This window comes from Ignavibacteriota bacterium, assembly GCA_013285405.1.
Classification (GTDB): Bacteria; Bacteroidota; Ignavibacteria; order Ignavibacteriales; family Ignavibacteriaceae; genus IGN2.
The window spans coordinates 1,442,790-1,457,544 of sequence record CP053446.1; the positions used below are offsets into that span (position 1 = coordinate 1,442,790).

General features: G+C 35.8%; 9 protein-coding genes. 5 read left to right on the top strand and 4 right to left on the bottom strand.

Annotation, left to right across the window (positions count from 1 at the left end; genetic code table 11):
- Positions 1–87: 87 nt before the first annotated feature.
- On the bottom strand, positions 88–786 hold the full coding sequence (locus HND39_06285; protein QKJ95920.1) for a DUF1211 domain-containing protein: 699 nt from the start codon (positions 784–786) through the stop codon (positions 88–90).
- Between the two features lie 388 nt (positions 787–1,174).
- On the opposite strand from HND39_06285, the gene HND39_06290 reads away from it, so the two are divergent.
- Together HND39_06290 and HND39_06295 are read left to right on the top strand one after the other, a co-directional pair.
- Positions 1,175–2,440, top strand: a complete 1,266-nt coding sequence (locus tag HND39_06290; protein QKJ95921.1) for a DEAD/DEAH box helicase — start codon at positions 1,175–1,177, stop codon at positions 2,438–2,440.
- A 283-nt stretch (positions 2,441–2,723) separates the two neighbouring features.
- Positions 2,724–3,251: a nuclear transport factor 2 family protein gene (locus HND39_06295; GenBank protein QKJ95922.1), complete on the top strand. Its 528-nt coding sequence runs from the start codon at positions 2,724–2,726 to the stop codon at positions 3,249–3,251.
- Positions 3,252–3,538: 287 nt separating this feature from the next.
- On the opposite strand, the gene HND39_06300 is transcribed toward HND39_06295, so the two are convergent.
- From HND39_06300 to HND39_06310, 3 genes are all read right to left on the bottom strand, one after another.
- Complete coding sequence (locus HND39_06300; protein ID QKJ95923.1) at positions 3,539–5,617, bottom strand: Zn-dependent oligopeptidase; 2,079 nt, start codon at positions 5,615–5,617, stop codon at positions 3,539–3,541.
- Positions 5,618–5,817: 200 nt separating this feature from the next.
- Positions 5,818–8,154 (bottom strand): carbohydrate-binding domain-containing protein, encoded by a 2,337-nt coding sequence (locus HND39_06305; protein QKJ95924.1) that lies wholly within the window; start codon positions 8,152–8,154, stop codon positions 5,818–5,820.
- A gap of 15 nt (positions 8,155–8,169) precedes the next feature.
- Positions 8,170–8,619, bottom strand: a complete 450-nt coding sequence (locus HND39_06310; protein ID QKJ95925.1) for a T9SS type A sorting domain-containing protein — start codon at positions 8,617–8,619, stop codon at positions 8,170–8,172.
- A 518-nt stretch (positions 8,620–9,137) separates the two neighbouring features.
- Here HND39_06310 and HND39_06315 point away from each other — a divergent pair.
- Genes HND39_06315 through HND39_06325 form a run of 3 tightly spaced genes read left to right on the top strand, consistent with a single transcriptional unit; the run spans position 9,138 to position 14,642 of the window.
- Positions 9,138–10,028, top strand: a complete 891-nt coding sequence (locus tag HND39_06315) for a carbohydrate kinase (GenBank protein ID QKJ95926.1) — start codon at positions 9,138–9,140, stop codon at positions 10,026–10,028.
- Complete coding sequence (locus tag HND39_06320) at positions 10,025–12,217, top strand: HAD-IIB family hydrolase (GenBank protein ID QKJ95927.1); 2,193 nt, start codon at positions 10,025–10,027, stop codon at positions 12,215–12,217. Before HND39_06315 ends, HND39_06320 begins: the two co-directional genes overlap by 4 nt.
- A complete protein-coding gene (locus HND39_06325; protein ID QKJ95928.1) occupies positions 12,207–14,642 on the top strand; it encodes a sucrose synthase in 2,436 nt (811 codons plus the stop codon). The genes HND39_06320 and HND39_06325 overlap by 11 nt, the downstream gene beginning before the upstream one ends.
- Positions 14,643–14,755: the final 113 nt, after the last annotated feature.

Below are 14,755 nucleotides of genomic sequence, written 5' to 3' on the forward strand. Positions count from 1 at the left end.
GAAATAAACATAGATCCCGAAACCTGTCAGCCGAAAAGCAGGCAAGTTCGGGATGACCTTAGCGCAGTTCAGGATGACAATCAAACACTACAAGTTCTCTGCCTTCTTCAGCCAGCGCTGGTTTACTACGAACACAACACCGGTAAGAGAATAAAGCATTCCTGATATAATACTGGCAAGCACTACATCAATGTTCATAAAAGCAAGTACGAAGATTATAGAAATAACCGGCACAAGAGATAAATGCGAATAAATTCTTTTGTAGTATTGTGTAAGGGTTAATTCTTCCCGGCTTAATCCAATTACTGTTCCCATCTTGATCGCATGCTTGTAGAAACGGGAGAAAACAAATAAAATTCCGATGGCTCCTACACCGTAATAAACCATAAGCCATGGAACCTGCATACTTTCAATCATGGTGCTGAAAACATTTTCGGTGCCGAAAAGTATAAAGCTGAAAAATCTGATAATGAAGAGTGATAAAAACTTCAGCGGGAAAATGAAAATCAAAACTATAAAGAGCAGAACAGTATTCCAGATCAGAATAGTTCTGTCGTCCAGTCCGTATCTTTTAAAGAACAAACGATGCTGCTGCCAGATGAGAATTAAAGGAACTATTGTAATCGCAAATGCAATCAGTTCGTCCGTAAGATCAAGTATCTGTGAAAAAGTTTTTGGAACTTCAAGAGAGATCATAAGTAGAGTTATAGAAAGAGCAAACGTAGCATCGCTGAAACTTTCAAGGCGCGACTGGCTTTCTCCCCTTACTTTAAATTGTTTGTTCATGATTCAGATTTTTTACTGGAAAGATAATACAATTTAAAACTATTGTGTGAAAAATACTCAGGTCTCGAATGACGTTGAACATTAAAACAGTAGATTGTTCCTTCGTCATTATCTTCGATATATTTATTGTGAGCCATTCGAATTGCGCTCGACAACATGAAAGAAAAATCTAGCTCCATCAATAAAACTATCATTTCTCAAATGCGATAGTTTGAGTTCTGGCTGAATAAAAGTAACTTAGTACAGATGATTTTTAAAATATGCCTTCATTCTTACATATCTGATAGCACTTTTTTACAAATCTAAATTTATTAACCCGCTGTAAAGATATTTTTATTCAGGACAGACTGTGGAATAGTTTTCTTTCGGCAATTGAACAGAAAGTTTTATGTCATTCGAAAAATTGAATTTAATTAAACCGTTATTAACAGCACTTACAACCGAGGGTTACACCATACCCACGCCAATACAGGTGCAGGCTATTCCAGTAATACTTGAAAGAAAGGACTTGATCGGTTGTGCACAAACCGGCACAGGTAAAACGGCAGCGTTTGCCATTCCGATTTTGCAAGTACTCACCGCTGATAAACATTCGCATCATTCAAAAAGGACAATTAAATCGCTGATACTTACTCCAACAAGAGAACTTGCTGTGCAAATAGGTGAAAGTTTTGATTCGTACGGAAGACATACTGGTCTAAAGAAAGCTGTTGTGTTCGGTGGAGTTTCTCAAAGAGCGCAAATAATAAAGCTTAGAAAAGGCGTGGATATTCTGATTGCAACACCGGGAAGACTTCTTGATCTCATCAACCAAGGACAATTAAATCTGAGCACTATAAAAATATTTGTTCTTGATGAAGCTGACCGTATGCTCGATATGGGTTTTATAAATGATGTTAAAAAGATAATCGAAAAGCTTCCCGCAAAAAGGCAGTCACTGTTATTTTCTGCAACTATGCCATCGGAAATTATAAAACTTGCGAATACAATTTTAACACACCCCGTAATGATCGAAGTCTCACCGGAATCAATGACCGTTGAATCTGTTAAGCAAGGTGTTTACTTTGTTCAAAAGTCTGACAAGAAAAAACTTCTTCTTCACATTCTGAAAAATGAAAATATTCCCTCGGCACTTGTATTTACAAGAACAAAACGAGGAGCAGATATAATTACCAAGCTATTAAATGATGCACATATACACGCTGACTCAATTCATGGAAATAAATCACAGCAGGCAAGACAACGTGCATTGAGTAATTTCAAATCGAATAAAACCAAAGTTCTTGTTGCAACAGATATAGCAGCACGCGGAATTGACATTGATAGGTTGTCACACGTTTTTAATTATGATATTCCTGAATTCGCTGAAGCTTATGTTCACCGAATCGGTCGTACGGCAAGAGCTGGTCTGGGAGGGACGGCTCTTTCATTTTGCGATCCGGAAGAAATTTCTTATCTGAGCTCAATCAATAAACTAATCAAACAGCCCATTTCGATAATAGATGACCATCCTTTTAAATTAGTAGATATTAAGCAAGGTGAGAATCCGACAGTTCAAAATAATTTTGCGGGGAGGAAAAAATCTTTCGGATTTGGAAAGAAAAGGAGAAATCGTTCCGGAAGAAGTTTTCGAAAGTTTAAAGCAAAAAATTAATCTGTTACTCCTGGCGAAAGAAATTAAATGCTGACTTTATAGGATTGAGAAAAAAAGTCCTTCCCAATTGCTATCTAAATCATTTCATTCGTGTTTGGGTTAATTCAAACCAGTCTTTCTGATTCATACACGTACACTCATCTTTATTTTATTCAACAAGATGAAAAAATGATAAACAAGCAAACAATCAGGGTATTCTATATTTAAAGACTTGCATTATATAAGAAAATATTTCAATTTTCTTTTGACCTAATCAATTCATTTAATCAACTACGGAGGTACTATGAAAAAGTTATTTTTTTTCTTTCTCGTCATTTTGTTCACTTCAACAATTATTCAGGCACAGGATACCGCCGGGCTTAAGAAAAAGCTGCAGACCATGTGTGATGAATATTCAAAAGCAATGGTATCTGGTGACATGAGTAAAATGTGGAGCGGTTACGCCGATGACATTATATCGATGCCGAGCTATGAACCAATGCTAAGAGGCATTGAGGCTTGCAAAGAATCTTTTAATAAGATGAAGGAGTCCGGTATGAAAATGTCAAAGTTTGCTCTTACTGTTACAGACGCAATGCAGTCAGGAAATTTTGCAATTGAGATCGGCACATATAAGCTGACAATGGAAGGTGGACCACTTCCTTCTGCATGGGATGATCATGGAAAATATATGAACGTATGGGAAGTACAGGATGATGGGTCAATGAAATTGAAAGCCGTAACCTGGAACTCAGATGTAAACCCATGGATGGAAATGCAAAAGATGCAAGCTCCCAAAAGTGAAGAAAGCCACGAGGGACACAAGCACTAATACTTTTTGGGATGTCACAGCGTGAGCCTGCCGGATAACTAAAAATTTGTCAACCTGAACTTGCCTGCCTGACAGCAAGGCAGGTTTCAGGTTCTCATTTGAGAGTAGATTAATATTTATAGATTCCGATCCCGATAAATTCGGGACGGAATGACAGTATTTAGAAACTCTGTACAGTGACAGTCTAGTATTTCACACGTCACGACATCGCTCACTGCGTTCAGAATGAAATTATAAAGGCGAACTGTTTTAGGTTCGCCTTTTTGTTTGGGAAATTTTTTTAGAAATTATTTAACATCTAAACCAATTGCTTTAAAAAAAGCATCCTGATTTGGTTCTCTGCCTAAAAATTCTTTTACCATTTCAAGCTCGTCACGCGAGCTGCCGTTTGCAAGAATTATGTCGCGGTATTTGAGTCCTGTTGCTTTGTCCATTATTCCATTTTTATCAAAGATTGAAAACATATCGTCTGCATAAACAAGCGCCCACAAATAACTGTAATAACCCGCAGCATAACCCATCAAATGTCCGAAAGCAGCAAACATTTGTGTGCCTTCAAGGTACGGATATAATGTAATTTTATTCTGAAGTCCTTTCATAACTTCAACTATTGGTTCGCTGCTTGTTGGATCATATTTATCATGAAGTGTGAAATCAAAAACTCCGTAATAAACCTGCTGTGTGTTTGCAAGACCAGAACCAACATTTTTTGCTGCGAGCATTTTATCAAATAATTCTTTTGGAAGTACTTCGCCGGTTTTGTAATGTTTAGCAAAAAGTTTCAGTGATTCATAATTCCATGTCCAGTTTTCAAAAATCTGCGATGGTGCTTCAACAAAATCTCTTGAAACCGAAGTGCCTGACTGTGAGGAAAGTTTTGTTTTCGTTAGTACGCTGTGCAGAACGTGTCCAAACTCATGGAAGAAAGTTTCAACATCTCCGTGAGGAAGAAGCGATGGCATATCTGCTGTTGGTGCAGGAAAGTTACACACGAGAGTAGCAGTAGGCAGTTGTAATCCATTATCTGTTTCTTTGCTGCCAATCATCGGAAAACATGCAGCGTGGGAATATTTATTTGGTCTCGGATATAAATCAATGTAAAATCTTGAAATAATTTTTCCGTCTTGTTTTACGTTGAACAGTCTTACATCTTTGTGCCAAACCGATGGGTCTTTCACTTCTTCATATTCCACTCCAAATAAATTTTGTGTTATCTGAAATAAGCCATCAATCACATTATTAATTTCAAAATATTCTTTCACCTGATTCTGATCAAGCTCATACTTTTCTTTCAGAAGTATATTGTTGTAGTAAGAAGATTCCCACGGCTGAATAACATTAATAGTATCACTTTTCTGCTTTACTTTTTTGACAGCAAGCAACTCATCATAATCTATCCGTGCTTTTTCTTTGAGCCTGTCTATCAGATTGTTTTCAAAATCCCAGACGTTCTGCGGAGTTTTTGCCATCCTGTCTCCGGTTCTGTATTCAGCATAAGTTTTAAAACCTAACAGCTCTGCCATCTGCTGGCGAAGCATCAAAACCTTTATCAGCACTTCGGGATTTTTTGTTGCAGCGCGATTGTTGTACAAAGTATAAAGTTTTTTCCGTGCTGATTCCGAGTTGGAAAATTTCATAAAAGGAATGTAAGAAGGATATGTAAGATCAATTTTGTAACTTCCATCTTCCTGTCGTCTTGCATTTTTATAATCTTCCTGGAGTCCGTCAATCTCAGCTTCATTTACAATCAGGTAATCGTTCACCTCTGCGATATTTTTCTGGAAGAGAATAGTAAGGTCGGAGAGCTTATCATTGATTGCTTTCAACTCATCTCTCTTTTCTTTCGAAAGTGCAAAACCATTTCGTTCAAAATCTTCAACAGTTTTTTGAACGAATCTTGATTTATAACCTTTTAATGATTTTGCTTCTGCCGTTTCAGAATAATCCTTTACAGCACGGTAAAGATTTTCATCAAGAGAAATTTCATTAAAAAATTTTGAAAATTCCGCGTTGCTTTCTTGTGCCATATTTCTTACCGCATCATCGGGATGAGTGCTGTTCATCAGGTAAATACATCCATAAACATTTCCTGCTCTATTGTAAATATTATCAAGCTCAAGCATTGTGTTATCAAAAGTTCTTTTCTCTTTCGGAATAGCATAAAGTTTTACAAGCGCCTCTCTCGCTTCTTTAATTGAAACATCGGTTGCTTCCTTGATGTTCTCGGCGGTCAAATCTGCAAACCGGATGGTTTCGTTAAACTTTCCGAGCAGTGGATTGTTTGATGAGGAACTCTTATCAGCAGATAGCAGCGGTATTGTTACTATGAAGCAAACAAGTAGAATGGCGGTGATTTTATGTTTCATTTCTTCTCCAATTAATTCTTAAAAATGATAGCAAATTTAAGCATATCTTAAAGAAAGGTAATTAAAAAATGATGATTGGTTAATAATTCTTTTTAGCAGAGAGAATAATTAGAGAGATAAATTTTTTGCTATTAAATAAAAAACTGCCGGATTAAAAAACCCGGCAGCATAATGATTACCCGAATATTTCTAAAACAGCATTAAAAAGTGACTGTCTGTACCATATTTGTTAAAGTAAATGTTTTCTTCAATATCCCCGGCGTATAAGTTCCGCCGGAGTATAATCCATTTCGAACGGTTCCGCCGTTATAAGTACCCCCGGTGTAAACTCTGTATTGTGCACCCGCAGTTAGCTGCGAATCAGAAAATATTATTGAGTAATATGTTTTCGATGGTGCAAATGTCAGCAATTCAACACCATTTATGTCTTCAATATGAAATAGAGTTCCTGCCTGAATAATTTGAGTAGTTTTTAAAAGAACAGAATGTTGTGTGGAAGTATTGCTCGGCGCCTGAGTCAGCATAGAATTTGTCCCTGAAATTACAACGAAGCCACCAGAAATCTTACATTCGCCATTGAAATCTATCCCAACTTCAAAAGTAAAACCGGAGGCATTAGGACCATGAGCAACGATGACCCCCCCATTAAAATAAATGTCTCCGTTCGCATCAATTGCATCGCCCTCAGTTGAACTTACAAAAACATATCCATCGTTTATAATCATCTTGCTGCCATCATTAGTTTCACCACCAAGACCATAAGTTGTGTTCAATCCGTCATCGCTAGCTTTTACACTAATATCACCGCCGTTAATTATAAGGTTTGGAGTTTCTATCCCTTCGACAGATTGAGTAATATTAATTGTTCCGCCATAAATAAAAATAGAATCTTTAGATTTAATTCCATCATCTGCCGAGGAAATGTTAATATCACAATTATAAATTCTGATAGTGCTGTCCGCAGATAATGCTTTTGCTTCAGCATACTCATCGGGAGATATGTAAATTGGCTGACCGGTTGTTGTAATATGAATTGTGGGAATTGTTGAAGCAGACCCAATGAGCATTTTTGAATCCACATCTGTTGCTTTCCCGCCGTCACCCGAATGGTTAATCGTAATTTCTCCATCTAAAATAACAACGTTTCCATCTATGTTAATACAGTGACCTGCGTAAGCATCTGGCTCACCCGAAGTATTTGTATATGATGCACCATCACCGCTTGAAGTTATTTCAAGTGTGCCGGAGTTAAAAATAAAATTTCCATCACAGGAGATTCCTCTTCCGGCTGGACCGCTTGTAGTAATAGTAATATCACTCGAGTTAATAACAACATCAATATCGGCTTTTATTGCTGTACAATATGATGGGTCAAACCCGGATCCTGATGGCTCAAGAACAACTCCTCCTGTTGTGATAATATTAATTGTACAATTTGAAAGATATATTGTTTGATCGGAAGAAATTCCCTTTGATTGATCACCCTCAACAGTAATATTTATGTTGCCGCCGGTTATATTAATTGTGCTATCGGCTTTAATAGCACTTTGATCATCTCCAGTATTCAATATAGAAAGTGTTCCAGCAGAAATTTCAACAACTGCACTTCCGGCATCAATACCATCTTCATTAGAAGTAATATCAACAGTTCCGCCATTCATAAATACTCCGTCATTCACATGAATCCCATCTTTAGCAGTGCTGTTAATAACTATATGGCTTTGATTTATTTCTATATAATTATCGCTGCATAATCCATGTTTGTTTGTGGCTAATCCATTTATTTCAAGGTTCCCCGTACCAAAGAAGACAAGTTCTCCTTCGCTGAAAAAAGCACTCTTCTGGTCTTCGCCACTTGGCGGAGATGCATAATTCACTCCGTCGGTTAATATATTATTTGTTCCGTCTTCAAGATAAACAGTGATTCTCTCGCCCGATTGAATATTTATTGCAGGACCATCATTATTTGTAATCTGAACATCACTTAAATGTAGGTTCAGTTTTTCATCAGAATAGATTTTAAACATTCCATCCGAAGCAGCACCTGTCAAAACATAATTGAGATCACTGATTCCCGAATTTGCAGTAACGATAACGTCTGCGCCTTCAGCCTGAACCGAAACACCAAGACTTGCAAGAGGATTAAGTATTGATGCCGTTGTGTCGTTATATGTTATGTAAACGGTTGAATCAGCAACGACAGAAAAGCTGATACTGTCAATTTCGGCAAGCGTAAACTGATTAAGTCCACCAGTTGTTTGAAAATAAGTTACAGTTCCTGATTCATTAAAGTACACGCTGTCTATTCCGGAAATGAACATACCAACAGTTTGGTTTTGCGCGTGAATCATTAAGTTGTTTTGTACCAACTGCTGACTTTTCATTAAAAACAAAATCTGTTGGCTGAATGTTAAATTATTAATATCAGAAAGATTGAAAGTTTGAGTTTGTCCGTTTTTATTAACCACATTAAGTTCCTGTGGAAATAAATTTGAAGAAACAAACACCGAAAGTAAGACAAATAATATTTTTTTCATTTTCTAAACCTCCCCTTACTTTAATAAAATCATTTGTTTGGAAACTATCTGTTTATCAGCACTGACAGTATAAATATAAACACCACTGCCCACGATCATATTCTTTTCATTTTTTCCATTCCAGGTTACATGATATTCGCCTTCTGCCTGAGTTTCATTGAGCAATTCTTTAACAAGCTGACCATTAATATCATAAATGCGCAATATAACGTTCGATGTGTTCGGTATTTGATATGTAATTGTTGTTGAAGGGTTAAAAGGATTTGGATAATTCTGGAAAACTTTAAAAGATTCCAGCAATTGTTTAACATCTTTAATGCTTGTAACATTATCAAATTCGAGTCTTTGAATATCATCAACAGCAATGGTCACTGTACTCCCATCTTTCAGATTTATATTCAAATCATAGTCTTGACTATAAACGAATACACCAAAAAGAAGAATTAGAAGGGTTAGTTTTTTCATTAATGAGCTCCCTTTATGTTATTTAAATTAATCTTGTTGTAATCAAGAAATAATTCTTAGAATACTATTCAAATGAATCCGTAAGTGTGTCTAAAAATTCAATTAACAGTAATTTCGAATCAGAAAAGCAAATCAACATAACTCAAGCTGTTGAGCCAAACTTTACGAAAGCAAAGTTATAAAGATTTACTTAGGCTAACAAATAAATCTGGGAAAAAATGAAAATTGATTTAAGATTAACTTACGAATACGATAGTTGGTGGTCAGAAAATATTTTTATCAGAAAATATCTTTTCTTCCAAAATCAATACTCGGATTTTATCTAAAAAACAATACAAAGTTTGGACTGCAGAATATTTCTTTGAAGAAACATCAATTTCCAAATGGCTTATTGATAATAACCTTTCCGATTATATCCCTTGATTTTATTACGAAATAACTTTCATTTTTTAGAAAATTTTGTTATCTACAAAAATGAATGGAGTGTGTTGACAACTAAATCCAAAAAACAACGAATAATGAAAAAAATAACAGCCTTTGGCGAAATATTATTTGATATTTACCCTGATTCAAAAAATCTTGGTGGAGCTCCGCTAAATTTTATATATCATATTAATAAACTTGTGGGATCCGGAAAAATTATTAGTCGTGTTGGCAGTGATATTTTGGGTCGTGAAGCAATTGACTTTTTAAAGTCGAATGGCGTTAGTGCTGATACAATTCAGACCGATTCAAATCAACTTACGGGAACAGCAACCGTTGTAATTAATAAAAATGGAGTGCCATCATTCACAATCGAAGAGAATCGAGCTTTCGATTTTATTTCTGTTGATGAGGAGGCAATTAATAATGTTGAAGATGAAACGGAGTGTTTGTATTTCGGAACTCTTGCACAACGGAGCAAAGTTAGCAGAAACACGCTTCTAACACTTTTAAACAGAGACATAAGATACTTTTACGATGTAAACATCCGACAGAAATTTTATTCCCAAAAAATTCTTGCTGAGTCATTGGATGCAGCAAATGCGGTAAAGCTTAATCTGGACGAATTAAAATTATTAAATAAAATTTTTCTGCAAAAAGACTTTGATCTTTTAACATCATCAAAAATTCTGATGCAAAAATTCAACATTGATCTTCTTGCAGTTACGAAAGGTGAAGATGGTTCTGTCCTGTTAGATGGTAAAAAAACAGACGAGCATAAAACCAAAGTGCAGAATGTAATAGATACTGTTGGGGCTGGAGATGCTTTCGCCTCAATCTTCTGTATCGGTTATTTAAATAACTGGGAGCTAAAAAAAATTAATAGACTTGCAAATGAATTTGCTGCCGAGATTTGTCAGATAAACGGCGCTCTTCCCAAAGACGATAAAATTTATGAGAAGTACGGAAAAGAAATAATGAAATGAACAATCACCCAAATTATAAAGGACTTTATATCCAGCTTTACAGTATTCACGGACTAATCCGCGGACACAACCCCGAGCTTGGACGCAATGCAGATACAGGTGGACAGACGAAATATGTAATTGAACTTGGTCAGGCACTTAGTGAATATCCGGGTGTTGATAAAGTTGAGTTGATTACAAGGTGGATTAGAGATAAAAATTATTCAGAAGATTATTCTATACCCGAAGAAAAAATTAATGATAAGTTTAGCATAATAAGATTACGCTGCGGCGGCGGGAAATATATACGGAAAGAGTTGCTGTGGAATCATCTGGAAGAATTTGTTGATAAAAGTATCAAACATATTAAATCCCGCAAAAGACTTCCTGACATTATTCACGGTCACTATGCTGATGCCGGATATGTTTGTACGGAGCTCACACAGTTTTTTGGAATCCCGTTTGTACATACCGGACATTCTCTTGGCAGAGATAAGCTAAGAAGATTGTTAAACGAAGGAATGACCCGGGACGAAATTGAGAAGAGATATAAAATTTCTCACAGAATTGAAGTTGAAGAAAATATCATTCATCTGGCAAACCTGATAATAACGAGCACTAACCAGGAAATAAAGAGTCAGTATGGTGATTATATGAATTCATCACCAGAGAAATTCAAAGTAATTCCGCCGGGTTTTGACATAGAAAGATTCTATCCCTACAATCAGCGCATACCTCTTGATAAAGAAACAGAAGAATTAATCAGAGCAATCAGTTCGAAGCTGCTCAGATTTTTCGTTCATATTGATAAACCCCTGATACTTACAGTATGCAGACCTGACAAAAGAAAAAATATTTCAGGACTAATTACTGCTTATGGTAAGGATAAAAACCTTCGGGAAAAAGCTAACCTTGCAATATTTGCCGGCATACGAACAGATATTCAAGCAATGCCGGATAATGAAAGAGAAGTGCTTACTGAAATACTTTTGCTGATGGACAAATACAATCTTTACGGAAGGATGGCAATTCCTAAACGTCACGACACACAAAATGAAGTGCCGGAATTGTATAGAATTGCTGCTGATACAAAAGGTGTTTTTGTTAATGCTGCGTTAACAGAGCCTTTCGGATTAACTTTAATTGAAGCTGCTGCGTGTGGTGTGCCGGTTATTGCAACTGACGATGGTGGTCCGAAAGACATTATTAAAAACTGTCAGAACGGTTTGCTTGTTGATGTAACCGATGCGGAGAATATTTCTGATGCGATTAACAAAATTATCGATGATCAGAATCTGTGGGAGAAATTTTCTGAAAGCGGAATAAAAAACGTAAGAAAATATTATACATGGGAAGCACATGTTAAAAAGTATATTGATGAAATATTGCTGATTGCAGGAACGAGAAAAGACGAAGAAAAAGTTTTTTCTCCTCTTGGCAGAAAATTGCTTGATGCAGAAAAATTAATTGTGTCGGATATTGACCACACACTGCTTGGCGACGAGGACGCGTTAAAAGAATTTATTAGAGTTTTAAAGAAAACCGATTCAAAAGTTGGTTTTGCAGTTGCAACCGGTAGAACCGTTGAGTCTGCATTTACAGTGTTGAAGGAGAATGAAGTTCCTTTTCCTGATATAATCATTTCATCAGTTGGAGCTGAAATTTATTATAACTACCACGACAAGCTGATTTATTCGGCAGGATGGGATGCACACATCAGTCATTTGTGGCACAGGGGGAAAATAAAAAACATACTTGATAAATTTAATTTTCTTCAGTATCAGGAAGAAAGTACACAAAGGAAATTTAAAATCAGTTACTACACTTCGGATGTTCAGGCAAATATTGAAAAAGTTAAATCCAAATTGATAAAAAATAAAATAAAAGCGAAAGTAGTTTTTAGTCATGGGCAGTATCTTGATATTCTGCCATACCGCGCATCGAAGGGAAAAGCAATAAGATATCTTTCATACAGATGGAATATTCCATACGAAAATATTTTAGTAGCCGGTGATTCCGGGAATGACCTGGAGATGCTTAAAGGAGATTTACTTGCCGTTGTTGTTGCAAATCATAGTAGTGAGCTTGAGCCGCTTAAAGGTCTGAATAGAATTTACTTTGCAAAAAGAAATTACGCTGGCGGAATTATTGAAGGAATTAAACACTATAATTTTTTAGGAAAAAATAATGAGGTAACTGTTGAGTACTAAACTTGAAGAGATATACACCGGTCAATTTAAAGGAAAGAAAAAAACTTTTTTCAGCTATCTGCATAATGTGTGTAATACAAAGAAGAAATTATTGGTTAAAGGTGAATTGCTCGAAATTCATCAAAAGATGAAAAATAAATCCAAAGCAAATCACCTGACTGAAAATAAATCCAGGAACACAAACTTCGATGAGTTGGAAAATATCATAAATACATTTACCGAATCGCTTGTGCTTGATTCATCTGTTTATATTGAAGTAAGAGATGCTATTGGAAAACCGGAGTATTATTATTTTAACACCGAAAGTTTCAGTGGTCGGAAAATATCTGCGCTAAACTTTTTACAGGCAAAAGAAAAATTAAGATTTCCCTCGGCGAATAATGATATACTCACGTTGAACTTTCAGACATTCTATGAAAAGTATATGAAAGTAAAAGAACCGAAAAGCATCGGTAAAGGCGTTGAATATCTTAACCGTTATTTATCAAGTAATATGTTCAGCAATCCATATAAAATGCTTGGCAATGCTTTGTTCAATTTTCTTTTCGTTCACAAGTATGATTCACAGCAATTGATTGTCAATGACAGAATTGATCAACTTGGCAAACTCAGATTTGCGATTGATAAAGCAATAAATTTTCTTAAGAGACAAGATTCAGAAAGACCATTTTCAGAAATAAAGCATGAACTCCAGCAGATTGGTTTTGAACCGGGGCTTGGTAACACAGCCGGAAGAATTTTGGATATGCTTCAACAGCTTGATTCACTTTTAACCAATCCCGATCATATTTCGCTTAAGGAATTTTTATCCCGAATACCAATGATCTATAACATTGCCGTAATTTCTCCGCACGGATATTTTGGACAAGACAATGTGCTTGGTAAACCTGATACGGGCGGACAGATAGTTTATATTCTTGACCAGGTAAAAGCACTTGAAAAAGAAATTTCACATTCACTTGAAATTGCAGGATTAGAAGCAAAGCACAAAATTATTATTCTCACTCGTTTAATTCCTAATGCCGGTAATACAAGTTGTAACCAGCGGCTTGAAAAAGTTAATGATACTAAAAATGTCTGGATACTTCGGGTTCCTTTCAGAGAACATAATAAGAATATTACAGATAACTGGATTTCGCGATTCGAAATATGGCCATTCCTCGAAGAGTTTACGGAAGATTCTTATAAAGAATTACTTGTTGAGTTTGGAGCTAAACCAGATCTTGTAATCGGAAACTATTCTGATGGTAACCTTGTTGCAACTATCCTCTCCAAAAAATTTGGTGTTACTCAATGCAATGTTGCACATGCACTCGAGAAAAGTAAATATTTATTCAGTTCACTTTTCTGGGATGAAATGGAAAATCAGTATCACTTTTCAATTCAGTACACTGCCGACCTTCTTGCTATGAATTCTGCTGACTTTATTATTACATCGACTTACCAGGAAATTGCAGGAACTGAAGATGGAATCGGGCAGTACGAATCTTACATTAATTTTACAATGCCAAATCTTTACAGAGTTACAGGCGGAATAGATATCTATCATCCGAAGTTTAACATTCTTCCGCCTGGCGTGAACTTCGACATTTTTTTTCCACACTACAAAAAAGAAAACAGGATTAGTGAAATAACGGAAGAAGTAGAAAATCTTTTCTTCAAAGACAAAGGGGATTTTGTTATAGGTAAACTAAAAAATCCAAAACTTCCTCCTATCTTTTCTATTGCAAGATTAGATAAGATAAAAAATCTTACATCACTGGTTAAATGGTACGGAGAAAGTGCGGAGCTTCAATCACAGACGAATCTTATTATTGTTGCCGGAAAAATAAAGCAGGAAGATTCATCAGATGCCGAAGAGAAAGAACAGATACTCCTGATGCATAAATACATAGATCAATATAAACTGAATGATCATATCCGATGGCTGCGAGGTGATCCCGATAGAAGAAGATTACCCGAATACTACAGAGTTATTGCCGATAAAAAAGGGATTTTCATTCAGCCAGCTCTTTTTGAAGGATTTGGTTTGACAGTAATCGAAGCGATGCGTTCGGGACTTCCGACTTTTGCTACGAAGTATGGCGGACCACTTGAAATAATAGAAGACGAAATCTCCGGCTTTCATATTGATCCGATTGATGGAAAAGGAACAACAGAAATGTTAATAAAGTTTTTCAGAGATTGTGAAGGGAATCAGGCTTATTATGAAAAAATTTCCCGTAGAGCAATAGAACGTGTTGAAAACACTTACAACTGGTCATTGTATTCTAAAAATTTTTTATCACTTGCAAAGATTTATGGCTTCTGGAAATATATTTCGAATCTTGAGATGACAGAACTTCACGCATATCTTGATTTGCTTTATCACATGCTTTACAAACCGAGAGCAAAAGCAATGCTTGAATTACACAAAGCGAAATAGCAGTTATTTTATTTTACTTTTAAACTCCGTTATTAAGCATTCGGAATTACTCTTTCCTCTTAAAAATGTAAATTAAAAAAACAATGATTGCTAATTACTGTTATCTCAAGTCA

Excerpts from the sequence above, each read along its gene's own strand:
- HND39_06285 (QKJ95920.1), bottom strand. The coding sequence starts at position 786 with ATGAACAAACAATTTAAAGTAAGGGGAGAAAGCCAGTCGCGCCTTGAA.
- HND39_06290 (QKJ95921.1), top strand. The coding sequence starts at position 1,175 with ATGTCATTCGAAAAATTGAATTTAATTAAACCGTTATTAACAGCACTT.
- HND39_06295 (QKJ95922.1), top strand. The coding sequence starts at position 2,724 with ATGAAAAAGTTATTTTTTTTCTTTCTCGTCATTTTGTTCACTTCAACA.
- HND39_06300 (QKJ95923.1), bottom strand. The coding sequence starts at position 5,617 with ATGAAACATAAAATCACCGCCATTCTACTTGTTTGCTTCATAGTAACA.
- HND39_06305 (QKJ95924.1), bottom strand. The coding sequence starts at position 8,154 with ATGAAAAAAATATTATTTGTCTTACTTTCGGTGTTTGTTTCTTCAAAT.
- HND39_06310 (QKJ95925.1), bottom strand. The coding sequence starts at position 8,619 with ATGAAAAAACTAACCCTTCTAATTCTTCTTTTTGGTGTATTCGTTTAT.
- HND39_06315 (QKJ95926.1), top strand. The coding sequence starts at position 9,138 with ATGAAAAAAATAACAGCCTTTGGCGAAATATTATTTGATATTTACCCT.
- HND39_06320 (QKJ95927.1), top strand. The coding sequence starts at position 10,025 with ATGAACAATCACCCAAATTATAAAGGACTTTATATCCAGCTTTACAGT.